This is a genomic window from Catenovulum agarivorans YM01 (assembly GCF_000281085.1).
Classification (GTDB): domain Bacteria; phylum Pseudomonadota; class Gammaproteobacteria; order Enterobacterales; family Alteromonadaceae; genus Catenovulum; species Catenovulum agarivorans.
This window is the reverse complement of sequence record NZ_JH767537.1, coordinates 46850-70276: the sequence shown is the minus strand read 5'-3', so window position 1 is coordinate 70276 and position 23427 is coordinate 46850. Positions and strand designations below refer to the sequence as shown.

Here is a 23427-nt window from a genome sequence, read left to right as displayed (position 1 = left end):
TAGCCAGTATCGTGCGAATGTTTATACTGCGGGTAAACTAGGTGACAAACTAGGTTTAACTGTTAGTGTCGAAAAAGCTGATCAAGATATTTGGGTGAATCCTAAAGTAACCCCTACTTACGATACAACTGAAGCGCGTGAAACCTTCAAGTTTAATTCAACTTTACGTGTTGCTTTGCAAGAGGGCCATTCTTTAGACATAGATATTAGTAAAGATGAAGATGATGTACCTGTAACCAACTATGGTGGTGCAGACCGTGCTCAAACCATAGACCGTAATACCTTCGGTTTAACCCTTAATTCTGAATGGGATGGTTTTGGTACTAAAGTTTTAGTTAATAAATCTTGGGCTGAGCTGTATGACTACAATACGCGTTATGCGGTACAACCGCCATTAGGTCGTGATATAGATGAAATCTTTACCACTTTCCGTGCAACTGCATTTACCAACATTGCCAACCACACGTTAACTGTTGGTACAGAGTATCTAAACACTGAAATTCTTGATTCTGTGCAATATCCTGAAACGGGTGGGGCTTCTCAATCTCTTCGCTCTATTTTTGCTCAAGATGAAATTTCTATTCTTGATAATTTATCAACCACACTTGGTGTACGCGTAGATAAAAGTGATTCATATGGTACTCACGCTAGCCCACGTGCCTACGTAGTGTTTGAAGCAACACCAGATATAGTTGTTAAAGGTGGTATTGGTACCGCATTTAGAGCACCAAGTTTATATCAATCATCACCTTCTTTCGTAACTGTAAGTTGTGGTGGTAGTTGTGAAATTAAAGGTAACCCAAGCTTAAGCGAAGAAACCAGCGTAAATGCCGAAGTAAGTGTACTTGTCGACAAGCGTGATTGGGATGTGTCGGCAACTATCTTCAAAAACAAAGTTGAAGATATGATTGTTGCTTCTATGGTTGATGGCAACCGTGCATGGGTTAATTTAAACGAAGTTGATATCACAGGTTTAGAAGCAGGTTTCGGCGTGAACTTTGATGTGATTTCTGCTGACTTTAACTACACCTATTTAGATACAGAAGACCAAAACGGTAACGAATTAACCTACCGCCCACAACATAGTGCCAATGTAAAAGTGAACGCGAATGTTTCTGACACTGTGTCACTATTTACTAGCTTAAATTACCGTGGTTCGCACATTGGTAATCGTCGCCAAGAGTTAGATGGCTACACCACAATCAACGCTGGTGTAAATATTAACGTAAGCGATGCAGTTAAGTTGCGTGCAGGTATTACAAACTTAACCGACACCCAACCTTTGGTTGATGATCCAACCTATGTTAACGGCGAAGGTACAACTGTGTTTGGTAGCGACATGGTTATGCGTGGCCGCGCATACTTTGTTGGTGCAACTGTTAAATTCTAATTTAGTACTTTCAAGCTAGCTTTATAGGGCCTGTTTGTCTTTCGAGGACAAATTTTGTTCTAACTAAATGCTTTTTAATCAAGGCGCAGCATTGAAGGCCTAATGGATTAAGTCAAAATGCTGCAACAAAGAGTAAAAAGTATTTAGAACGAACCCGAAGGGCAGCGTTTGTTTGATATTTCTACTGCGTTATAGCTCATTCATGTAGCTCACTACACGTCAATCGCTATGCCTTGGATAAATACCAAACAAACAGCTGCAAAATTGCACTCGAAAGATAAACAGGCCCTAAACAAACTGTGTTGCCGCTTTTTGTGGCAACACAGTTTTTTTGCTTAAGCAGCAACAAAGAAATCACTTATCCATGGAGACATAATGATGATTTGGCACGGAGTTTATTTTTTATTGATTTGCACCAGTGCGGCACTTATTTACGCCAGCCATAAAAATCAGCTGTGGTTAACTAAACCTTTGGCGATAAAACCGTGGCGCTATATAGCTTTATCACTACAGCTTGTTGCTTTGGTGGGTGAACTGACAATGTTTACCACCACCTCAGCTATTTTTGGTTGGTTAGCAATGAACATGCTGGTGTTTACTTGCATGCCATTTTTAAGCTTATTTAAAAGGACACACTAATATGGCGAGCAGAGATAAAAAAATTCAACCAGATTGGTGGAGTAAAACCCTAGCTGGTGTATTACTCGGGTTAACTTTTTCGTTTGCGCTGGTCGGCTGTTTTGCTTGGTATGGCCCAGGTGGCATAACAGCTGACAGCAAAGTGCAATTTAATATGTGGATCACGCCAGCTATTTGGCTACCGATAATGAGCTTTGTTTATTTGTTTAATAATGGCAAACAAGCTTGGATGTATTTGGCTGGGGCAAATGTGTTGGCCTATGCAGCGCTCTTTTTGTTGAGGTAAGCAGATGAAAGTTAGAAGCGATATATTACGAATTTATCAATCCTTACATATTTGGACAGGTATTATTAGCGGCATGGTATTGTTTATTGGTTTTTACGCCGGTTCACTAACCATGTTTAAAGATGCAATAAATCAATGGATGACTCCACCATCAGAAGCTTTAGCGCCAATTGCTACTCACCAATATGACGATTTAATTGCCCAAGCAGTTGCTCAATATCCAGACGCGGCGAAAGGTTTTACCCTGAATTTTAATCATGCTGATAAAGCGCCGATGGAGTGGTTTGAACAAGGTTCAGACCGAGAACTCAATTTAGCTGGTGTTGTTCGACAAGCGAGTTTTGACCAAGATGGTCAGTTAGTTAGCCAAGTAGCAGAGCCAAGTGTGTTGGCTGATTTGGTCGATATGTTGCACAGAACCGCAGGTATATTTGGTGAAGTTGGCCACGAAGAGTTAGGTGTATACGTACTGGGTGTAGCATCCTTTTTGTATTTTTTAGCTATAGTCTCAGGTGTGATTTTCTTATTGCCAACTTTGGTTAAGAGTTTATTTAGCTTACGGCAAAACAAAACTTCGAGCAGATTCTGGTTAGATGCGCACAATGCCGTAGGTATTTTAAGTTTGCCATTTCATATTGTGATTAGTTTAACCGTTATTGTATTTGCCTTTCACGACCAATTATATGATGGCCTAGAGCATATAGTGTATCGTGAACAACCTATGTTTACTCGCCCAGCGCCGCCTAAAGTTGAATACAAACTAGAAAATGTGCCGAGTGTTGCTGAGTTGCAAAACCTAGTAAAAACCATAGCACCAGAGCATAAAATATTGTCGATGAATTATGGCAACTTAACCACACCTCGCGCAACGATTCGAGTGGGTGTATTTGATGAAAACTCGACAATGCGTGGTCCAGTACATGACTATGTATTTATTCAGCCATATTCTCAGCAAATTTTAAGTAGCACACTCAATCCTGCGCCAGAAGGGATATGGGTTAGAACAGTCGCGAGCTTTTTTGCCCTGCATTTTGGCAGTTATGGTGGCGAGCTAGGTCGCTGGGTTTATTTTGTGTTGGGTATTATGGGCGCGTTTTTGTTCTACTCAGGCAATTTATTATGGTTAGAAAAACGTCGTAATAAAAAAGGTCCAGAACAAGCGCGTAATGTTAGATGGATGGCCAGTGCAACAGTTGGTATTTGTTTAGGCTCTATGTTGGCGGTTGCTGCCTGTTTTGCATCGGCTAAATGGATAAAAGCTTATACAGACTCGCTAAACTACGCACATATGTGGGTGTATTACGCAGTATTTTTTGCCTGCATGCTCAGCGCATATCTAAAAGGCGCGGCAAAGAGTTCCGTGACTATTTTGCGTTTGTTGGTGATAACGTGTTTAGCAATTCCGGCAAACTCATTTATCGCATTGATGTTGCCAAGCTTAGCTATTTGGCCGGCAGATTCATTCTCAGATGTTGTTTTAGAATTAGTCGCAATTGTTTTAGCCGCACTGTTTTATTACTTTGCTAAACAGACTGCTAAAAGAGTTAAACAAGGTGAAGAAAATAGTGTGTGGGTGACTAAACAATCGTTAGCCTAGCTAATAACAATGCCATAAAAAATGGGTAGAGATTAAGATCTCTACCCATAAAATATCAAAGCAATTAAGCAAGTTATTGGAGATTAATTCAATTAATTCTATTCAGTTGTTTCAACAACTGGTGCTACATAAACAAGGTCGTCACTTATTACACTTGTGCTTGCATCACCTGTTACGTCAATGCTGGTTTTGAAAGCGTAAATAACAACTTCATCGTCTATTGTTTCAGCGTCATCTAAATGCGATAAACAGGTATAAGCCAGCGCATAATTTCCTTCGCCTAAAAAGCCAATTTCCGCGATATAATCGCCAGACACATCATCTATAGTTAAATTAGCGGTCGCAACTGGACTCATGCTGACAGAATCATCATCTGCATTAATATCTAACGCATTATCCGCAGTTGTACCAGATGAATAAACATAAACGCTGTGACCAAAACTGCTGTCTAATTCAGATGCAGAAGCGGCAAAGTCTGATTCACAAGTACCGATTAGCGCTGAATCAACAGTGACCATTAAATTAGCCGCATCGGTTAAGTTTTGTAAACGTACTCCGCGTGGTTTTAGTTTAATGCTGTCGTCGTTTGGATTTTTTGGGTCAACCAATGAGCGTTTTAAATCAAACTCGGCAACAAATTCATTATTGCCTTGGTTTAAATTAAAACCATCTAACTGAATTTCACCAACACCATCGTTGCCTTTGCGCTCCACAACTAACGGGCGAGTTTCGGTTGGAAATACCACATGGCTGGTATTGGTTAAGTCGTTCTCGTCACCATTAACCACATCAATGCGCAACCATTCGTAATTGCCTAAGTCGACTTCTTCATTGCTGATTAATTGGTATGCTTGGCTACCTTGGAAATCTAATAAGTTAATTTTAATTGGCTGGTCATTTTCATCTAAGGTCGCAAAAACTGTATCTTCACCACCAGCGCTACGCAAAGTAACTTGCTTGGCGAATATATTCACTTCAGTCGCGCCTTCAACTGCTGCATCGGAAACACTTAGTGAAAATTGTGCCGAATCATCACTGCCATTGGAAATATCCACACTTGACGAGCCACAAGCTGATAGTCCAACTACTAACGCAAGGCTTGATAATTTATAGGTTAAAGTTTTCATTTGAAAATACCTCTTTACTGTTTTCCTAACAAGATTTAGTTATTGTGACCTCAATAGCCAATACTGCAACACGGCTGCCGTCAAGCTGTGGCTTATTTCACAGTTGGGTACGAATTTAATTTTTACTGCAACCTTTTTTAAACTTTATTCGTAGATGGAGCGATCTGGCTTGCGAGATAGCAACTTTACTTCAATACTTTACAAATTATAGGTGAAAGCATTCATCCCTTTGGGTAACATACGCGCCCTTCAAAGAGGAGACAGAAAAACTAATGAGCGAATTTGCATTAGGACAACGCTGGATCAGTGATTCAGAATCAGATTTAGGTTTAGGCACAGTAGTCGCCTTAAATGGTCGTCGTATTTCCATGTTATTTCCCGCATCAGGCGACCAAAGAGAATACGTAATTGGCAGCGCACCTTTAACCCGCGTAAGTTTTAATCCGGGTGACAATGTTGAAAGTGCCGAAGGTTGGAGCCTAGCAGTTAAGCAGGTTATCAACGAAGATGGTTTAAATATTTACCTAGGCATTCGTTCAGATAATAACGAACCAGAGCAACTTATTGAAACGCGTATTAATCACCATCTTAAATTTAATAAACCACAAGATAGATTATTCACAGCGCAAATCGACCGCAACGACTGGTATACCCTCAGATACGAAGCACGCAAACTACAATACGAATATCAAACTCATCCATTAGTGGGTTTAGCCGGTGCGCGTACTGCGCTGATTCCACATCAGCTCCATATAGCTAAAGAAGCGGGCAGTCGTGTTGCGCCTCGCGTATTATTATCTGACGAAGTTGGTTTAGGTAAAACTATTGAAGCAGGCATGATAATTCATCAGCAGTTATTAACTGGCCGCGCATCGCGCATTCTGATTTTATTGCCAGAAAGTTTGCAGTATCAATGGTTAGTCGAAATGCTGCGTCGCTTTAATTTGCAGTTTGCGATATTTAATGAAGAAAGATGTGGTGAATATGATTCATCCGAAGAAAACCCATTTGAAACCGAACAGTTAATTATTGCCCCAGTAGGTTTATTGGCCGATTCTGACAAACGTTTAGAACAAGCTAGCCAAGCTCAATGGGATTTAGTTGTGGTTGACGAAGCGCATCACTTAGACTGGCACCCAGATGGCGCAAGCCCAGCTTATTTAGCGGTTGAAAAACTATCTCGTATTTGTGCCGGTTTATTACTCTTAACCGCAACACCAGACCAACTCGGCCACCAAAGCCACTTTGCACGTTTGCGTTTACTCGATCCTGAACGTTTTTATGACTACGACAAATTTGTTGCCGAAGAAGCGGGTTATAGCCAAATAGCCGAGCAAGCGAAACAAATTACCAGCAACGAAGATTTATCAGAAGCACAAATTGCCGAGCTGAAAAAACTAATTGACCAACATGGCACAGGCCGCGTGTTATTCCGCAATACTCGTGCATCGGTTAAAGGTTTTCCGGTACGCTGCGTATTGCCGGTAGAAATGGAATTGCCATCTGAATATCAAGCAGCGGCTGATTGGTGGTTAAGCCGCCACCCAGATGATGCATCGGCTAAAACGGTTGCGCCGTTATTAACCCCTGAGTTTTTATACGAAAGCGCGATCAGTGGTGATATTGAATGGTGGAAAGTTGACCCTAGAGTTGAATATTTAGCCGAGCTGATAAAAGAAAACAAACACGAGAAGTTTTTAATTATCTGTGCACGCGCATCAACTGCTTTAACTTTAGAACAAGCTGTACGGGTTAAGTTTGGCTTAAACGCTGCCGTGTTCCACGAAGGTATGAGCATAGTAGAGCGTGACCGCGCCGCCGCTTGGTTCGCCGACCAAGACGAAGGTTGTCAGTTACTGATTTGTTCTGAAATTGGCTCGGAAGGGCGTAACTTCCAGTTTGCTCGTCACTTAGTCTTGTTTGATATTCCACTAAACCCAGATTTATTAGAGCAACGTATTGGCCGTTTAGACCGTATTGGTCAGCGCCACGATATTCAAATTCATATTCCATATTTTGTTAATTCAGCCAGCCAAACTTTGTTTAACTGGCAGCACCACGGCATTAACGCCTATGCCAATACTTGCCCTGCAGGGATTAAAGTATTTGAGCAACAGCAAGCCGAGTTATTGCAAGCGCTAGCGACAAATCAATATGAACAAAGCCAAATTAGCGGTTTAATTGATACAGCCAAAAGCCAAATTACTGAACTCAATACTCAGTTAGAGCAAGGCCGCGATATTTTATTAGAGCTGAATTCAAAAGGTTTTGATGGTGCTGCGATCGCCGAACAAATCGAAGAAATGGACGACGACACTCGCTTAGTTGCTTTTATGCTGCAAATATTTGATGTGTACGGCGTATCGCAAGAAGATAAAGGTGAACAATGTATAGCGGTTAATCCAACCGAGCATATGTTGGAGCCACATTTCCCTGAATTGCATGACGATGGCATGACAATTACCTTTGATCGTGAAACCGCGTTATCGCGCGAAGACGTGCGTTTTATCAGCTGGGATCACCCTATGGTGCAAGGCTGTTTTGAAATGATCGCTGGTGGCGAAGTGGGTAACAATGCCGTAAGTATTCTCAACAACAAAGCGCTGCCAGAAGGCACTTATTTGTTAGAGCTTATTTATGTTGTTGAAACCAGCGCACCAAAACAATTACAACCGGGTCGTTTTTTACCACCAACACCAATTCGCTTATTACTAGATAAAGCGGGTAATAACTTAGCGGCGAAAGTGGGTTTTGATGGTTTAAACAAACAGCTTAAACCAGTAAATAAACAAGTTGCGTCACAACTTGCTACTGCCTTGCAGCCACAAGTGCATGAGCTTATTCAACAAGCTGAACAAAAAGCGACCGCTGAATCAGTCGCTATTATTGATGCAGCAAAAGAGCAAGTGGCTAAACAATTAGGTGAAGAAATTAGCCGTTTAACTGAGCTAAAAGCAGTTAACCCAAATATTCGCCCAATTGAATTAGAGTCTTTATTGCAACAACAAAAATCTTTGGAAGAACATTTAGCCCAAGCTAGGGTTAAATTAGATGCTTTAAGATTGATTGTTGTGAGTCATGGTTAGTTGTTGGTAAAACCTGTCTGACCTAGATATATCAGAGGTAGCTGAGAAATATTTTGGCTACCTCAGAAGTTTTTATTTGAGTAAGATTTAGCTGAGCTCACCCCTCATAACGCATGTGCTATGAATACTTTTTACAAATGTCTTTTTTGTTTTCATATTGCTCAAGCTCAATTGCTACAGGAGTATTATTTTTTTGAGCCTCAATTGTAACTGAATAACTAGTAACGAAAGGCCTTGCTTCGGTCAACGTGATTTTGTAGTGAACCTCAGGGTCTACTTTAAATAGATAGTATGAATCACCGGTAAGACCACCTGCTCCAACCGCATAATAACCAATATTTGCTATTATTTTCCCTGCAGGCAGCCAAGTTTCTTGCGTTCGGTTGTCTCTATTTACAGATGCTTTGCCTATAGCTTTTTCATTTTTACCGCAAAAATCGGAAATTAAATAGGAATCAGCATATGCAAATGCAGTCATCAATGGAGGCATATGATGTGCAGAGAAATTTGGTGAATAAAAAGTCAATTTTGCTTTTTTACTAGTATAGTTAGCATCAAAAGTGTTGGATAGTTGTTTTGTCGTACTACAGGCAGTAACGGCTGAAATCAAAAATATCCCTGTTAAAAATTTAACTTTGTTTACCATGTTTATTTCCAGATGTTGTTTGTTAATGTTCATAATGCTTGCGTAGTTTTTATGTCCCTGCGCACGCTTTTCAGGGGCGACTTGACGCGTTTGTCAACTGTCTTTTTGCTTCAAGTTAGCAAGAGACTCATTAATGGCGGCAAGTTCTTTTCGTGACGCTCTCATTTCTACTACGAGCTTACCTCCCCAATGGTGATCACTTGACTCAGCAGTTCCCATAGACTGTATATCAAGTTTGCTAATACTCTCAATTACGGCTGGGAAGCCTCGTAAACTTTTTGACCGTTTATATCTAGACGTTACGATTATGGGCTGACTACCTAGATATTTCTTTAAGCCACCATATTGCCCCCAAGTAATAGTCAACTGTTGGTTAGGTGCTAGATATGGTACACCGACAACAATTGGCCCCGAAGTCATTTTACTGGGCATTTCAACGTTTCCATCTATCCCCATTGCTTTTTCTGGAAGTGGCTTATTTGTATTAAATGTAATGTCCAACGCAGCTCCTTTACCAATATTCTTGATAATTAGGTTCACTATTGATGGCCTAGCTAGATCAATATCTGCGTAAACAATTACCTCTGGATCTGTTGATGAGCGATACACATTGTATGTAATGGCTATAGAAGCTATGGCAATTAATGCCATAAAAATAGAAATCCAATCACCCACATCTAACCCCATGAATCCCCCAAAAGACTATTTGCAGCATAATCATCAGAAGTGCGTATAAAACTTTTCAGTGTTGAGTCTATCAACGCCATTCCAATTAGTTTTAAATTAAATATTTTCATAAACTTAAGCCTAGACTAACGAAAATGCAACGATAATTTTAGGGGGAGAAACCAAGCAGCTAACTTTCTTCGGTTGGCTGCTTATAGCTGGCGGGTTCATACCTAAAATGGCCGGTTATTTTATATGCGAATAGCATATCTTCTAGTTTTGGCCCCGCACCAATGTTGTGGACAATTAGCGGGTTGCCAGTACTAGGTGATACTTTGTTTGATACTATGCCTATATGTGGCAAATTGCCTGGCAACATCCAAGTAACTAAATCTCCAGGTTGATAATCTTCTTTATTATTTGTGATCGCTAATTCGACCCCGTTTCGCGCAAAAAATGTTTGTAAGTTTGGTACTCTGCGGTGGTCAATATTTTTGTCGGTTGAAGTTAATCCCCAAATACGTTTTGATGGATAGAGGTTAAAGTTGCTTCGCATATCTTCATGGACTAAACGCTGCAAATCTATACCAAGTGCTCGATAGCTGCGAATAACTACGTCTGTGCACACACCAATATGTGCAGGCACATCGCCGTTGGGGTAGGGAATCGCAATATATGAGCCATCATAGGTAATTTGTTTGCTTGTTCGTTCTAGCGCCGCAGCAGTAAAATCTTGCACAAAACTAGCGGCGTTAGAATTGATAGAAGCTAGGCATAGGAATGTAGTTAAAATTTTACGCATTGGCATGGTCTGAATGTAAAGAAGCTTGCACTAAGTTATAAACTTGAGCTGGTGGCAAGTCAAACCGCGCTTGAGAAAACAAGCAGTTGTTTTCTCAAGCATACGCCTCGCGGCACTCATTAATATAATTTTTCAAACTAATATTGCCGTTTCAGGTTCGTAATAAGCAACAAAATCGCGCCTATTTATGCATACCACGTATAGGGTAATTGTTAGCTGGATTGCGTATCCATCCTAGGCCACTAATCAATGACTGAATTTCTGGTCTTACAAACGGGTTGTTCGAAATATCCGCTACGTGCACTTTACCTTCACTGTTAACAACAAACAGTCCCGGTTCAGCAAATGGATGATCCGTTTCTTCGGGTGATCTTGGATCTGATATATACAAGCCAAGCTCTTTCATTTGTTCAAGAGTCAGGCCGTAGGCAATTGGAAAAGTAACATCAAGTCTATCCATATGACTTTCTAGTTGTTCTTTACTGTCGCCAGAAACTGCGATTAAATCCACACCCGTTTCCGCGAGTAAGTCTTTCGCACTTTCTAATTGGTTCAGGTATCGCGTACAAAGAGGACAGTGCTGGCCTCGGTAAACCACAAGCATTTTCCAATCCAAACCATTTTCAGGTGTTGACAGTTTTTTCACTTCACCATTTAGTAACTTTGCTTCAACTACAGGGAAGTCAGCACCAGCATGCAATTTGTTGGTATATTCAATGTTCATCTCAGCCTCCTAAAAATGTTTATGGATGTGCGCTTCAAAACGTTTAAAGTCATTTTCGACATCTGCATTTTTCATCACGTCAAAACAAGCAAAGGTTTCCATTGGCTTCATCCCAAAAAATTTAAAATTCATATGCATAGGGAACATTAAGTCGTCGATTGATTTGCCATTAAAGAACTCGTCTGTATCGTTAAATGCTTCTTCCGGCGCATTAAAGGTAAGTGACATCATGTATTTGGTATTGGTTAAGGTGCCGCCCGTTCCATAGTTTTTCTTTGGCGCTTGTTCACTGCGGCCGTCCCCAACACATAAAGCACCACCCATACCTGCGGTATAAACTTCATCCATATATTTTTTGAAAGACCAAGGAACGCCCATCCAATTGCTTGGTGATTGCAGAAACACAATGTCGGCCCATTGATGATGGGCTAATTGCTCGTCGATATCATATTCGTCACTCATGGTAACTACGCGAGTGTTATAACCTTTGCTATCTAGTATGGTTATCGCTTTATCAATTAAAGCTGCATTTAACTTACCTTGTGAGAATGGGTAATATTGATGGGCATTAATAATTAATACGTTCTTCGAATCAGTCGTGCTCATAAAACAACTCCAAATTAAGTTTCTGTCAAAACAAGTAAGAGAAAAACTCTCAAACCCAGTTGATATGTGGTATATATTAGTTACCTGATTTCGGTAATCAATTAGTATACTTTTAGTAACCTAGTTAATTTGTGAGGTAAAAGAGTGGAAAGTGTCGTAAAAACAGATAGTAAAGGCAGGAAAAAAGTTTTAAACGCGTGCACTGAACCTTGTGCTATTGAAAAAGGCATGCGTTTAATTGGCGGAAAGTGGAAAGGTTCCATTATTTACCACCTGAAAGACGAGCCAGTGAGGTTTAATGACTTAACTCGTATGCTTGGCGGTGCTAGCAAAAAAATGGTCGACCAACGCCTGAAGGAATTAGAAAGTGAGGGCATGGTCGTTAGAAAAGTGATAAGTGATAGACCTGTCGCTGTAACTTACGAATTAACTGATTTTGGTAGAACCGCACTGAGTATTTTAGATGAACTTAGGATTTGGTCTGAATCCCATCAAATATAGAGATAATTGCCTTGAACTATCTAGCGCACCTTTACTTAGCTCAGCCAAATGCAGACTCTCATTTTGGCAATCTTCTAGGAGATTTTGGTGGTAAAAGGGATGTAAAGCATATGCCGGTTACAGTGAAAAAAGCATTAGATAATCATTATTTAGTCGATAAATTTACAGATAACCACCTAGCAACTAAGCAAGCTAAAAGGTATTTTTCCAAACCTCGTAAACGATTCGCGAGTATTGCGATTGACGTAGTATTTGATCACTTCCTGATTAAAAATTGGATGCTGTTCAATGAAGAACCATTGGCAGTGTTTAAACAAAATAGCTATCAACTTTTGCATAAACGTATTCCTGATATGCCGTGTAGAATGCAAAAGGTTATCAATAGCATGATCAAAAATGATTGGTTTAAAGAGTATGAAACGCTAACTGGTATAGGCGGAGCACTTGATAACATAGCCAAACGCATTCGTTTTACCAATAACTTTTCAGGTGCCGTTGAGGATATCCAGTGTCACTATGACGAACTAGAAATGCTATTTTTAGAGTTTTTCCCACAATTAATTAATCATGTAAATCAAAATGCGCTTGAAAGCCGCGACTTGAAGAGCAGTGTTAAATTGGATTTTTAACCATATGCCTCGCGGCACTTATTAATATAATTTTCCAAACTAATATCTTCAGTCGGTACAAAAACTTGTTCGCTTAGACAAATCGACTCAATTCTATCTAACCTAAACATGCGGTAGTCTTCGCGTTTTTTACACCAAGCAACTAAAGTCCAGGTTTTGCCCCAGTAGATCATGCCAAGCGGCCAAATAGTGCGGTTGGTTTTATTGCCACTTTCATCTTGGTAATGCAGATTGCATTCAAGTTTTTGTTTAATTGCTTTGGATATTTGTTCGCTGGTTTGTTGGTAATCTTTAGAAACAAATTTAGGGATGATTAACCATTCTGGTTGCGACGTCGCTTTGTGATGTAATTGTTCGGGCAATACGGCATGAATTTTGGCAAGGGCAGAGGATGCCGCAGTTGCCATGCCTTGATGACTCCAACTTTCCACCATACGCACACCCAACATTAAAGCTTCTAACTCTGCTTGGTCGAACATTATGGGTGGCATATTAAAGTTAGGTTTGAGCCGGTAGCCAATGCCAGCCTCCGACTCAATCGGTACACCAGATAGTGATAAAGCCTGAATATCTCGATAGATAGTGCGCTGCGAAACCTGCAAATTTTCTGCTAATTGTTCAGCAGTGACTACGCCACGTTTGCTGCGTAAATAAGTTAAAATCTGAAAGAGACGTTCGGCTTTTCGCATGGTGTTATATTTTCAGCTAATTATGCTGGCTCATTCATGAGTGTCGATACCTCTGATAGTACCTGCATATATTGCATGTTTACAGTGTCTGCGACTGTAGAATCCATAATCAACTTGCAAACAGGCAACTGCATAAAAGCTTCAGACGCTTGTTTAGCTTGTTGCATATCATGCCAATAAATGATGTCGTGCTGCAGACCATTGGCATCTTCACTTAATGAGCGGTAATAAAAACCCGGCTGTTCAAGTAAAAAGGTATTCAGCTCGTTATTCATTTGATCTATCTGGCTTTGATCAATATTTGATTTGAATTTGTAGGTGATAAATTCGATTACTGTAGAGGTCATTTTAAGCTCCTTTTCCATAGTTAAAAATTATTGCTTAGGTGTTTGACTGATGGCCTAGCAACAATAAGAAGCTTAAACAGGGGCTACTGACAGCGTAGTGTCAGTAGTGTTTTTTATTTTTGCCCTGACACTAACTCTGACCAAACTGCAAACTCATTGCCACTTGGTTCGGAAAAGTGAAAACGGCAGCCACCCGGAAACTCAAAAATATCTTTAACTATGGTGCCACCATGCTGTTTTACTTTGGCAAAAGTGCTTTGAATATCTGCACTATAAAACACCAACAAAGCACCGCCACTTTGGCTATTGCTGGCTAAATCTGCTTGGTAAAAACCGCCATCTAACCCTTGGTTACTAAAAGCTGTATATTCAGGGCCATAATCAACAAAATCCCAGCCGAATACCGAGCTAAAAAAGTTTTTTGTTGCGGTTAAGTCGTACGCGGCAAATTCAACGTAGTTAAGTTTTTCGTGCTGATTCATTTGTGATGTCCCTTAGTAAAAACTAAATCTATTATTTGAAAGCGATTTTTGGCATTAGTTCATTTTTAACACAGTTTTTCATACCGACCAATTTAAACGGTAACCGCAATGTAACCCAAGCTTACTTACTATCACTTTTTAACTAAGTTCACTCTAGGTAAATTTATGAAAAAAGTGCTTACCCTATTAATTGCGAATTTACTGTTAAACGCATGTTCTACAACGTCTAACACTATGCAATTAACGCATTCTCCTGAGCAATCAGCCAATCAAATCAGCAATGACGAATTTGTGCCACAGTGGGCCAAAAGTGCCGTTTGGTATCAAATTTTTCCAGAGCGTTTTCGCAATGGTGATCCGTCGAACGACCCAAAAGTTGAAGATATAGCTGGAGCCGACCCAGCTGAGCCGCCTGCACAATGGCAAATTCATCCATGGGGCAGTGATTGGTACGAGTTACAAGGGTATGAAAAAGCCAATGGTGAACCCGAATTATGGAAGCATTTATTGCGTCGCCGTTATGGTGGTGATTTACAAGGCGTGATAGACAAGCTCGATTATTTGGCTGATTTAGGCATTAATGCAATTTATTTAAACCCTGTGTTTGATGCACCTTCATTGCATAAATACGATGGTGCAAGTTATCACCATATAGACCCAAATTTTGGCCCAGATCCAGAAGGCGACCGCAAATTAATGCAGCAAGAAAATCCGCTTGACCCTGACACTTGGGTTTGGACTAAAGCGGACGAATTAGCTTTAGAACTTATCGAAAAAGCGCATCAAAAAGGTATCCGCATTATTTTTGATGGTGTGTTTAATCACATGGGCATTAATAGTTTTGCTTTCCAACATTTGGCCGAACATCAACAACAATCACCGTATAAAGACTGGTTTAGCGTAACTGGTTTTGATGACAAGCAAGCTGGAACTAAATTCGATTACGAAGGCTGGTTTGGGGTTAAATCGCTCCCCGAATTTAAAGAGGATGAAAATGGTTTAGTTGCAGGCCCGAAAGATTATGTATTTGCCGCAACTGAACGTTGGATGAACCCTAAAGGCAAAGGTCGGGAATACGGCATAGATGGCTGGCGCTTAGATGTGGCATTTTGCATAGCGCATGGTTTTTGGAAAGACTGGCGTAAACATGTAAAACAACTTAACCCAGAAGCCTATTTAACGGCCGAGATAGTCGATAAACCAGAAAACGTTATTCCGTATTTTCAAGGGGATGAGTTCGACGGTGAAATGAACTACAACTTTGCTTTTGCTGCTGCAGAATTTATGTTTAACCCAAAAGGCATGGATATTAACGCCAGCGAATTTGCCGATAAACTCGCTGAACTGCGTGACTTGTATCCACAAGGTGTTGCTTATGTTGTGCAAAACCTGTTTGGTAGCCACGATTCAAACCGCATCGGCTCGCACATAGTTAACCGCGGTATTGGTAACTTTAGAGATTGGGGAGATTATTTCGGCACTTCGCAAGCGGCGAATAACCCAGCTTATCAGGTACGTAAACCAAACGCGGACGAAATTCATTTGCAAAAATATTTTGCAGTGCTGCAAATGACTTATGTTGGCGCACCTATGTTGTATTACGGTGATGAAGTTGGCATGTGGGGCGCAAACGATCCTGATTGCCGCAAACCTATGTTGTGGGACGATATTCAATATCAAAACGAAGTATTTAACCCAGATGGCAGCAAGCGCAAAGCTGATGTAGTTAAAGCTAACATGGCACTTAAGCAGCATTATCAACAGTTAATTAAAATTCGTAACCAACATCCTGCATTACAACTGGGTGATTTCAATGTGGTTAAAGCAGATGATGCAAATAACGTATTTGCTTTTGCCCGTAGTTATCAAGGTGAAACGATTTGGGTTGTGTTTAACAACCAAACGAATCAACAAACCATTCAGTTAGATGCTGCAAATGTTAAGCAGATAGCACCACTATTTAACGCTGAACAAAGCTCGTTGTCGAAGCAACAAATTCAGCTAAAACTTGCCGGTAAAACCGCGGCTATTTTTAAAGTGCTGTAAAGCAAACGAACCATTCTAATTAAAATGCAGGTAAGTGTATTCGCCACATACCTGCATTTTGCCAGCTCTAGTGCAAAATAATAAAAAGAGGATATGAATATGAATAAATTAAGGCAAATACTTGTGCTGATGTTTATTACCCTAGTCACAGCCTGTGGTCTTACATCACAAACATCAACTCAAGCACAATTCAACAAACATCAAGTCAGTGATTATGTAAAAGTTAACCATCCAACATGGTTAAAAGATGCAGTTATCTATCAAATTAACACCCGTCAATTTACCCCAGAAGGTACTTTTACCGCCGCCACAGCACAATTAGAGCGTTTGCAAAAATTAGGTGTGGATATCCTTTGGTTAATGCCAATTCATCCAATTGGTGAAGTAAATCGCAAAGGCTCGTTAGGTAGCCCATATTCAATTAAAGACTACTTTGCGGTTAATCCAGAATTTGGTACAGAACAAGATCTCAAAGCTTTTGTTGATAAAGCGCATCAACTCGGTATGTATGTGATTTTAGACTGGGTGGCTAATAAGCAACCATGATGTAAATGCCTGGGAAGCCACTCAGTTTGAAGCATTTGCCGATGCTTTACCTGCTTCAATTGTATTGTCTGTTGTTGGCGAAGGACTGCCAATGATTTACAACGGCCAAGAAGCAGGAAATGCCAAGCGCCTAGAATTTTTTGAGCGCGATCCAATTAAATGGCAACCACACCCAATTGGCGATTTATACCAGCAAGTCTTCGCGCTGAAAAAACAAAACTCTGTATTGTGGAATGGTAAATGGGGTGCACCTATGCAGCATGTACCCAATAACCAAGCAAATCAGGTATTGAGTTTTGTGCGGCAGAATCAGCAACAAAAACTCTTTGCTGTATTTAACTTTTCTGCTGAGCCACAAAAGGTTAGATTTTCCGAAAGTTTGTATCACGGCAACTATGTTGAGTATTTCACTCAAACCCAAGCGAGCTTATCTAGTGAAACTGAGTTAACGCTAGCACCATGGTCGTATCGAGTGTTTGTTGCTAAAATTTAATACATTAAATTTGGATTTATAATTAAACCGAGTATCAGGTGTGATACTCGGTTTTTATTCCCCATCAGGATAATTTCTGACAAAAAATAGAATTGAAAAAAGCGATAAACAAATAATCGACTAAACTTAACCTGATTAAGCCACACAGTAGGTTAGCTATGAAGTTATTTGATCAGAATTTGTCGTCTTTCGACCGTATTATGCGCGGCGTAATTGGCGTTGCAATTTTATTCTTAACCTTGGTTTACAGCGATTTTATCGGCGACACCTTACTACAAGTGTTATTGATTATTTTTGCTGCACTTAACTTGTTGTCGTTTGCATCTGGATTTTGCGTTGTCTACAAAATTGCAGGTATATCGACAAAAAAAGAGTAAGGCATGCCGATAACGTCGAAATTCCTCCATGCTGATTTTGTTGAGTCTAGCCGCAAATTAAGAGCTGTATTGATAAGTGTCAGTTTGGGCATAGGTGTGTGTGTACTCGCAATATTTTCGTATGTATCTTTTTATATCTCCTATGATATTGCTTATGCATCAGAGCAGCGAGAAGCTGAACGATTTGATTGCATAATACGAGAACAAATTGATCAGCTGCTAAGCTCAGGCAAGTCAGTTGAAGAGGCGAAAAATTGGCTGCAGCAACATTATGCCAGTGGGAGTAAACTGACACCTCGTTTAGTTATCTTCGAAGGCCAGCAGCGAACCATTAGACTTATATTGGCAGATAAACAGAGTTTGACTGAAAACATTGATGAGGTATTTACTGGATTAATTGTTCCGTCGATAAGTGAAGATAGCCCTGTATTTTTTACACAAGATGACACAAGTTATTTTGTATACACAGGCCAAACAGAGCAATTTCCATCAGTTTTATACATACACCCGGCTATCGCCTTGCAGGAGGCCACCACATACATTCAGCGCAGATTAAGCATTGCCGCGTTTATTGTGTTTTGGCTGTTGGTTTGGTTTGCGATCACCATTGCAACTACTTTAAGCCAAAGTATCACCGACAAAAATGAAAAACTTATCTATCTAGCAAGATACGATCAAATAACCCATATGCTCAACAAACATGCTTTTATGGCTAAGTTACAACATTTAACCGAACAGGAGTCGAACAACAATCAAATAGCAGGTTATTTGGTGATCATTGAACTTAATCAATTAAAAGAAATTAGTGATCATTTTGGGCATGATAAAGGTGATAAAATTTTAACGGCTTTATCCGCTAGGTTGGGAGAACTGCTTGATGGTAGTGAAGTGTATGGCCGATATTCTGACCACAGTTTTGTCGTTTGGTTACCGCACAAGAGCAGGCAAAATACCCAAGTGTTTGTGCAACAATTGTCTCTTAAATTTGGCCTTGAAATTGATATTGATAATCAAACGTTCGAACTGCACTCAACAATAGGTGCTGCTCATTATCCAAATGATGCCAACAATACGACTGACCTACTGAAAAAAGCGGATTTTGCCAGAAAACAAGCCGACAAACTGCGATTGACCATTCAATTTTATCAGCAAGATGCTGATTTAGACGATTCACGTAAGGTTAAATACAGTAGCCAACTCAAACATGCACTCGACAACAAAGAGTTCATACTTTATTACCAACCTAAAGTGACTATTCCTGATGGGATAACTGTAGGTGTGGAGGCCCTCGCTCGCTGGCAACATCCACAAGACGGTTTGTTGTCGCCGTTTTATTTTATTGAGCTCATTGAACAAAGTGACATGATCCATACTTTTTCTCGCTTTGCGTTAGCCAGTGCAATTAAACAGGCTAGTATTTGGCTTGAGCAAGATATGGCCATTTGTATAGCGGTTAATTTGTCACCGTATAATTTGTTAGATAATGAACTTGTCAGTTTTATTACCGAGCAACTAACCCTTTATAAATTACCCGCAAACTTGTTGGAGATAGAGCTAACAGAAAGTGCGACTATGGTTAACTTGTCAACCACTATGCGTGTTTTTAAACAGTTGCGAGCTATAGGTGTGCGCTTATCAATTGATGATTTTGGCACAGGTATGAGCTCGTTAGCTTACCTACAAAAAATTGATGCTGATTATATTAAAATTGATCGCTCATTTATTCGTGATATCTGCAGTAAACCCGAAGATGAAAAAATGCTCCGTGGCTTAATTGGTTTATGCCATGATTTAAATAAAGAAGTCGTCGCCGAAGGCATAGAAACCATTGAGCAAGCCAACAAACTTGCAGACATGGGCTGCGTACTTGTTCAAGGTTTTTATTATGGCAAGCCAATGCCTGCAGAGCAGATTAGCAAATTAGTTAAGAGTTAAATTGGTAAGGCATCTTTTTGACAAAAAATAATTTGTCAGATTTGTTGACAAAAAATAATTTGTCAACTAGTTTAACAAAATATAATTTGTCAAATTAGGTGCGTTATGAAAAATGTAGTTGGTCAGGTCGTTCGCAAAGCGGATTTTTGGCAGCGAAAATTTGAACTAGAAGACATGTGGGATGCTATTAACAGTGGTAGTCATCTGCTTCTATGCGCGCCGAGACGAGTTGGTAAAACATCTTTAATGCATAAAATTTTAGATGAACCCCAAGATAATTACATTCCCATCTATATAGATACAGAATCTGCCGATAGCCAAGCAGAATTTTGGAAAAAGATATTTAACGCTTTAACCGAAGAAAAATTTACCAGTTCTTTGAAAAACAAAGCTCAGTTATTCGCAGATTGGCTAAAAGGGATAAAAATTACCTCTATATCTATCGAAGGTGTTGAGTTTGGCGATGGCGACGTACTTGATTATAAAGTCGCGTTTAAACGCCTTATCAAAGATTTAGAGCAGGACAAAAAACTGATCATTATGATAGATGAATTTGCTCAAACCATTGAAAACATCATTCAATATCAAGACGTACAAAATGCGTTATCGCTGTTAAAAGCACATAGAGAATTAAGGCAAGATACTGAGTTTTCACAAAAAGTGACTTTTGTTTATGCAGGGTCAATTGGTTTAGAAAGTGTGGTTGCCAAAATTGGTGCGAGCAAACATATTAACGATCTTAACAGTATAAAAGTTTCTCCGCTTATTCGAGCCGAAGCACAGCAATTTGTTGAAAGCTTGTTTGCTAATTTAAGTATCACCAGTACTGCAGAAGTTACCAATTATTTGTTAGATCAAATAGACTGGTTAATACCTTTTTATATTCAACTCATTGTACAAGAAATTAAAAAGCTCTACCGCAGAGCGCCTAATTTAGACAATTCCGTTGTCGACCAAGCAATCAACAATGCGTTAGATAACCGCAATCATTTTGAAAGTTGGCAAAGTAAACTCAAAACTGGCTTAGAGAAAGACGAATACCTGTTTGCGAAAGAAGTGCTGAACAAAATTTCTAATGACACTTTTATCAATTCACTCGATATTAACAACATGGCGAGCAAACATAAGTTAGATGAAAACAACGCGCGCGAGAACATCCAGTCGCTCGTGTATGACGGGTATATTAATAACAACGACGACAGCAAAATTTATAAATTTAACTCTCCAATTTTAAGAATGTGGTGGAATAAAAATGTCGCTAACTAATAACTATTCCAGATTTAAATACAGCCCTGACCAAATCGACGAACAAGAGTTTTTAGCGAAATTTGTTGTACGTAATCATGACTTTGATGAAATATTTGAAGACATTCAGCAAACTGATTTCAGCGTGCCGAGCCAGCATTTTATCATTATCGGTCAACGTGGGCAGGGTAAAACCACCATGTTGCGTAAAATACAACTATCGGTGCAAGCAGACGCTGAGATTTCGAAGTTTTTATTACCGGTAAAATTTACCGAAGAACAATATCAAATTCGTTCACTCAGCCGTTTATGGGAAGAAATAGCCGACTATTTACAATGCTTATATCCAAACGAATTTCCGCATATTTTGGATGATATGGAAAAGCTGTTTGATGATGCTGATTATGAAGATAAAAGTTTTACTTACTTAGAAAACGCGATAAATCAGCAAGGCAAAAAAATATTGTTGTTGATAGATAATATTGATGAATTACTCGGCAAGTTAAAAGAAAAAGAGCAACGCCGTTTACGTGAAATTTTATTGTCGTCAGCCACGTTTAAAATTGTCGGCGGCTCAACAAAAATGCTTGAGCAACAGTTTGATTATGGCAAACCCTTCTATGAATTTTTCAAATTAGTCAAACTTGTTGGTTTAACCAAACAAGAGTGTTTTGATTTTCTAGCTTGTTTAGGCAATGAACAACAGCAACAAAAAATTGCGCAAATTATCAAAAATAACCCGGAGCGTATTGAAACATTACGTAGATTAACTGGTGGTGTGCTACGCACTATGGTAATGCTGTTTGATATTTTTGTTGATGATGGTGGTGATGCATTTAGTGACTTATTGAAAATATTGGATGATGTAACACCTCTTTATAAACACCGTATGGACGATCTGCCTGATACTCTGCAGGATATAACCCATACAATCGCCATGAATTGGGATGGCATAGCCACCAAAGACATAGCGAAAAAAACGCGTTTAGAGAGCAAAGTGGTATCGGCGCAGCTTAAACAACTAGAAACGAAATACGGTTTGGTTGAGTCGGTTTCTATTGGCAAAAATAAAATTTATAAAATTGAAGAACGCTTTTTTAATATTTGGTACTTAATGCGATTTGGCCGTAAAAAAGACCGACAGAAAGTTGAATGGTTAGTCAATTTTTTAACCTCTTGGCTTAGTTTTGATTCACTTGAAGATTCAGGTGTTCTATCTGGTATGAATGAAGTTCAAGAGCAGGCTAACCAATATGCGATTGGCGTTAATTTTGCCGCAGCAGACAAGTTCAATAAGCAAGGTTGCAATGTCAAATTAGACCAAGCATTCATTGCACTTAAGCAAGAAAAAATTGGTGAGAGTTGTGAGCTATTCGTTTTGTGGCTGCAAGAAACAGTTGGAGCTACTTCTCCTGTTAGTTTTGATATTAGCTATTATCTTTGCCTACTCATTGCAATGCGTCAGCTCTACAAAGCCAAAGAACTAATGGAAATGTCTGAACATAATTTAAAAGATAAATACAAACCTATTTGGTATGCGCTAATGACGCTGAAGCAAGATGAGTTCCCACATGAAATTACTAAGATGGGATCTGAGCTTGAAGAAAGCGTCAACGAAGTTTTACAAACGATTGAAGAGTATAAAGTTAAATATAGTCTCAGCTAACAATCTATAATCTGGCAATCGTAATTCTGTAAATGAGTGGTCAGGGCGGTGGCCGTTTTATTGCACACTAGGTAGTCGACATCTTGTGATGGCAAAAATGGATAGGCAGATAAAACTTCTACTTTATTGTCGGTACATAACACAGCCACTGAGCTAGATTGGGCGGCGACTTTTTGTTTAAAGTTACTGTCTTGATAGTTTATTGCGCTAAAACCAATTTCAGACGACCAAGCACACACGCCTAAAAAACAAATATCAAAGCGGAATTTAGCTAAAGCATTGGCTGCGGTAATATCAATTGCGCCACCTACCTTATAATCTAACTCGCCACCTATCATTATGGTTTTGATGGTTTTTCTTTCTAATAATCTACCGGCAATCGCTGGGCTATTGGTGACCACGGTTAAATCTAAATTGTCGGGCAGTACGCTTGCTAGCAGAATATGTGTGCTGCTGGCATCTAAAAATATCAGTTGGCTGTGTTTTATGAGTTTTAATGCGGCAATGGCGAGCTGCTGTTTTTCCGCGCTATTACTTGCAAGGCGTTCTTCTTGTGTCCCCGAAGGTGGGGCGAACGACATAGCGCCACCATGAATGCGTTTGCAATAACCTTCTTCGGCCAAATAACGCAGATCACGCCGAATGGTTGCTTCAGTTGTGGCCAACTGCTGCGCTAACTCTACAGCCATTACTTTGTTGTTTGACTGCAAAAGTTGAATGATTAATTGGTGCCTTTCTTCGGGTGAGTACTTATCCATTTTGTTGCTCTGTGTTTAGCCTTTGTTTGATCTTACCTTAAACAAGTTTAAATGAACACAAGTAAACTTTTATTTGTTTATTTGTGTTCACTTTGTTTGATTGATCTGTATGATAGTGATCAGTTTCGGTTACATAGGAATATA

The 23427-nt window shown here is 39.7% G+C and carries 24 protein-coding genes; 14 read left to right on the top strand and 10 right to left on the bottom strand.

Annotated features, from left to right (window positions below):
- The 4 genes from WSC_RS23370 to WSC_RS0118550 form a co-directional block, all read left to right on the top strand.
- On the top strand, nt 1-1390 hold a 1390-nt coding region (locus WSC_RS23370; RefSeq protein ID WP_016957456.1), incomplete at its 5' end, for a TonB-dependent receptor domain-containing protein.
- 375 nt (nt 1391-1765) lie between these two features.
- Nucleotides 1766-2029, top strand: a complete 264-nt coding sequence (locus WSC_RS0118560; RefSeq protein WP_016957455.1) for a hypothetical protein — start codon at nt 1766-1768, stop codon at nt 2027-2029.
- A gap of 1 nt (nt 2030) precedes the next feature.
- A complete protein-coding gene (locus WSC_RS0118555) occupies nt 2031-2315 on the top strand; it encodes a hypothetical protein (protein WP_016957454.1) in 285 nt (94 codons plus the stop codon).
- A 4-nt stretch (nt 2316-2319) separates the two neighbouring features.
- Nucleotides 2320-3912, top strand: coding sequence for a PepSY-associated TM helix domain-containing protein (locus WSC_RS0118550; protein WP_016957453.1), 1593 nt, complete (start codon nt 2320-2322; stop codon nt 3910-3912).
- Nucleotides 3913-4010: 98 nt separating this feature from the next.
- Here the strand turns inward: WSC_RS0118550 and WSC_RS23365 are convergent, their stop codons facing one another.
- Nucleotides 4011-5039, bottom strand: a complete 1029-nt coding sequence (locus tag WSC_RS23365) for a DUF4382 domain-containing protein (protein WP_016957452.1) — start codon at nt 5037-5039, stop codon at nt 4011-4013.
- 272 nt (nt 5040-5311) lie between these two features.
- On the opposite strand from WSC_RS23365, the gene rapA reads away from it, so the two are divergent.
- The gene (rapA, locus tag WSC_RS0118540; RefSeq protein WP_016957451.1) at nt 5312-8125 is read left to right on the top strand and encodes an RNA polymerase-associated protein RapA; all 2814 of its coding nucleotides are present in this window, start codon (nt 5312-5314) and stop codon (nt 8123-8125) included.
- 118 nt (nt 8126-8243) lie between these two features.
- Here the strand turns inward: rapA and WSC_RS0118535 are convergent, their stop codons facing one another.
- The 5 genes from WSC_RS0118535 to WSC_RS0118510 form a co-directional block, all read right to left on the bottom strand.
- Nucleotides 8244-8804 carry a hypothetical protein gene (locus WSC_RS0118535; RefSeq protein WP_016957450.1) on the bottom strand — a complete coding sequence of 187 codons (561 nt, stop codon included), beginning with the start codon at nt 8802-8804 and terminating at the stop codon, nt 8244-8246.
- Between the two features lie 60 nt (nt 8805-8864).
- Nucleotides 8865-9458, bottom strand: a complete 594-nt coding sequence (locus WSC_RS24425) for a hypothetical protein (RefSeq protein WP_016957449.1) — start codon at nt 9456-9458, stop codon at nt 8865-8867.
- A 169-nt stretch (nt 9459-9627) separates the two neighbouring features.
- Entirely contained in the window at nt 9628-10239 is a 612-nt protein-coding gene (locus WSC_RS0118520; RefSeq protein WP_026016944.1) for a DUF1287 domain-containing protein, read from the bottom strand.
- Between the two features lie 181 nt (nt 10240-10420).
- Nucleotides 10421-10963: a peroxiredoxin-like family protein gene (locus tag WSC_RS0118515; protein WP_016957446.1), complete on the bottom strand. Its 543-nt coding sequence runs from the start codon at nt 10961-10963 to the stop codon at nt 10421-10423.
- Between the two features lie 9 nt (nt 10964-10972).
- Nucleotides 10973-11569 carry an NAD(P)H-dependent oxidoreductase gene (locus WSC_RS0118510; RefSeq protein ID WP_016957445.1) on the bottom strand — a complete coding sequence of 199 codons (597 nt, stop codon included), beginning with the start codon at nt 11567-11569 and terminating at the stop codon, nt 10973-10975.
- A gap of 144 nt (nt 11570-11713) precedes the next feature.
- Between WSC_RS0118510 and WSC_RS0118505 the strand changes: the two genes are divergently transcribed.
- Nucleotides 11714-12070, top strand: coding sequence for a winged helix-turn-helix transcriptional regulator (locus tag WSC_RS0118505; RefSeq protein WP_016957444.1), 357 nt, complete (start codon nt 11714-11716; stop codon nt 12068-12070).
- Nucleotides 12071-12081: 11 nt separating this feature from the next.
- Nucleotides 12082-12699: an acyl carrier protein phosphodiesterase gene (locus tag WSC_RS0118500; protein WP_026016943.1), complete on the top strand. Its 618-nt coding sequence runs from the start codon at nt 12082-12084 to the stop codon at nt 12697-12699.
- Here the strand turns inward: WSC_RS0118500 and WSC_RS0118495 are convergent.
- From WSC_RS0118495 to WSC_RS0118485, 3 genes are all read right to left on the bottom strand, one after another.
- Entirely contained in the window at nt 12696-13388 is a 693-nt protein-coding gene (locus tag WSC_RS0118495; protein ID WP_016957442.1) for a helix-turn-helix transcriptional regulator, read from the bottom strand. The two genes, WSC_RS0118500 and WSC_RS0118495, sit on opposite strands and share 4 nt — an antisense overlap.
- A 20-nt stretch (nt 13389-13408) precedes the next feature.
- Nucleotides 13409-13735, bottom strand: coding sequence for a hypothetical protein (locus tag WSC_RS0118490; RefSeq protein ID WP_016957441.1), 327 nt, complete (start codon nt 13733-13735; stop codon nt 13409-13411).
- Nucleotides 13736-13848: 113 nt separating this feature from the next.
- Complete coding sequence (locus WSC_RS0118485; RefSeq protein ID WP_016957440.1) at nt 13849-14217, bottom strand: VOC family protein; 369 nt, start codon at nt 14215-14217, stop codon at nt 13849-13851.
- Nucleotides 14218-14382: 165 nt separating this feature from the next.
- Here WSC_RS0118485 and WSC_RS0118480 point away from each other — a divergent pair, with 165 nt between their 5' ends.
- From WSC_RS0118480 to WSC_RS0118450, 7 genes are all read left to right on the top strand, one after another.
- Entirely contained in the window at nt 14383-16263 is a 1881-nt protein-coding gene (locus WSC_RS0118480; RefSeq protein WP_016957439.1) for a glycoside hydrolase family 13 protein, read from the top strand.
- 99 nt (nt 16264-16362) lie between these two features.
- Nucleotides 16363-16809 (top strand): alpha-amylase family glycosyl hydrolase, encoded by a 447-nt coding sequence (locus WSC_RS25605; RefSeq protein ID WP_026016941.1) that lies wholly within the window; start codon nt 16363-16365, stop codon nt 16807-16809.
- 91 nt (nt 16810-16900) lie between these two features.
- Nucleotides 16901-17302, top strand: a complete 402-nt coding sequence (locus WSC_RS25600; RefSeq protein WP_026016940.1) for an alpha-glucosidase C-terminal domain-containing protein — start codon at nt 16901-16903, stop codon at nt 17300-17302.
- 158 nt (nt 17303-17460) lie between these two features.
- Entirely contained in the window at nt 17461-17679 is a 219-nt protein-coding gene (locus WSC_RS0118465) for a YgaP family membrane protein (RefSeq protein ID WP_016957438.1), read from the top strand.
- A gap of 3 nt (nt 17680-17682) precedes the next feature.
- Nucleotides 17683-19614, top strand: a complete 1932-nt coding sequence (locus tag WSC_RS0118460; RefSeq protein WP_016957437.1) for a putative bifunctional diguanylate cyclase/phosphodiesterase — start codon at nt 17683-17685, stop codon at nt 19612-19614.
- Nucleotides 19615-19719: 105 nt separating this feature from the next.
- Nucleotides 19720-20880: an AAA family ATPase gene (locus WSC_RS0118455; protein ID WP_016957436.1), complete on the top strand. Its 1161-nt coding sequence runs from the start codon at nt 19720-19722 to the stop codon at nt 20878-20880.
- A complete protein-coding gene (locus tag WSC_RS0118450; RefSeq protein ID WP_016957435.1) occupies nt 20867-22525 on the top strand; it encodes an NACHT domain-containing protein in 1659 nt (552 codons plus the stop codon). The genes WSC_RS0118455 and WSC_RS0118450 overlap by 14 nt, the downstream gene beginning before the upstream one ends.
- On the opposite strand, the gene WSC_RS0118445 is transcribed toward WSC_RS0118450, so the two are convergent.
- Complete coding sequence (locus WSC_RS0118445) at nt 22522-23283, bottom strand: DeoR/GlpR family DNA-binding transcription regulator (RefSeq protein ID WP_016957434.1); 762 nt, start codon at nt 23281-23283, stop codon at nt 22522-22524. The two genes, WSC_RS0118450 and WSC_RS0118445, sit on opposite strands and share 4 nt — an antisense overlap.
- Between the last annotated feature and the right edge of the window lie 144 nt (nt 23284-23427).

Coding starts and splice junctions, on each gene's coding strand:
- WSC_RS0118560 (WP_016957455.1), top strand. CDS start 1,766: ATGATGATTTGGCACGGAGTTTATTTTTTATTGATTTGCACCAGTGCG.
- WSC_RS0118555 (WP_016957454.1), top strand. CDS start 2,031: ATGGCGAGCAGAGATAAAAAAATTCAACCAGATTGGTGGAGTAAAACC.
- WSC_RS0118550 (WP_016957453.1), top strand. CDS start 2,320: ATGAAAGTTAGAAGCGATATATTACGAATTTATCAATCCTTACATATT.
- WSC_RS23365 (WP_016957452.1), bottom strand. CDS start 5,039: ATGAAAACTTTAACCTATAAATTATCAAGCCTTGCGTTAGTAGTTGGA.
- rapA (WP_016957451.1), top strand. CDS start 5,312: ATGAGCGAATTTGCATTAGGACAACGCTGGATCAGTGATTCAGAATCA.
- WSC_RS0118535 (WP_016957450.1), bottom strand. CDS start 8,804: ATGAACATTAACAAACAACATCTGGAAATAAACATGGTAAACAAAGTT.
- WSC_RS24425 (WP_016957449.1), bottom strand. CDS start 9,458: ATGGGGTTAGATGTGGGTGATTGGATTTCTATTTTTATGGCATTAATT.
- WSC_RS0118520 (WP_026016944.1), bottom strand. CDS start 10,239: ATGCGTAAAATTTTAACTACATTCCTATGCCTAGCTTCTATCAATTCT.
- WSC_RS0118515 (WP_016957446.1), bottom strand. CDS start 10,963: ATGAACATTGAATATACCAACAAATTGCATGCTGGTGCTGACTTCCCT.
- WSC_RS0118510 (WP_016957445.1), bottom strand. CDS start 11,569: ATGAGCACGACTGATTCGAAGAACGTATTAATTATTAATGCCCATCAA.
- WSC_RS0118495 (WP_016957442.1), bottom strand. CDS start 13,388: ATGCGAAAAGCCGAACGTCTCTTTCAGATTTTAACTTATTTACGCAGC.
- WSC_RS0118490 (WP_016957441.1), bottom strand. CDS start 13,735: ATGACCTCTACAGTAATCGAATTTATCACCTACAAATTCAAATCAAAT.
- WSC_RS0118485 (WP_016957440.1), bottom strand. CDS start 14,217: ATGAATCAGCACGAAAAACTTAACTACGTTGAATTTGCCGCGTACGAC.
- WSC_RS0118480 (WP_016957439.1), top strand. CDS start 14,383: ATGAAAAAAGTGCTTACCCTATTAATTGCGAATTTACTGTTAAACGCA.
- WSC_RS25605 (WP_026016941.1), top strand. CDS start 16,363: ATGAATAAATTAAGGCAAATACTTGTGCTGATGTTTATTACCCTAGTC.
- WSC_RS25600 (WP_026016940.1), top strand. CDS start 16,901: ATGATTTACAACGGCCAAGAAGCAGGAAATGCCAAGCGCCTAGAATTT.
- WSC_RS0118465 (WP_016957438.1), top strand. CDS start 17,461: ATGAAGTTATTTGATCAGAATTTGTCGTCTTTCGACCGTATTATGCGC.
- WSC_RS0118460 (WP_016957437.1), top strand. CDS start 17,683: ATGCCGATAACGTCGAAATTCCTCCATGCTGATTTTGTTGAGTCTAGC.
- WSC_RS0118455 (WP_016957436.1), top strand. CDS start 19,720: ATGAAAAATGTAGTTGGTCAGGTCGTTCGCAAAGCGGATTTTTGGCAG.
- WSC_RS0118450 (WP_016957435.1), top strand. CDS start 20,867: ATGTCGCTAACTAATAACTATTCCAGATTTAAATACAGCCCTGACCAA.
- WSC_RS0118445 (WP_016957434.1), bottom strand. CDS start 23,283: ATGGATAAGTACTCACCCGAAGAAAGGCACCAATTAATCATTCAACTT.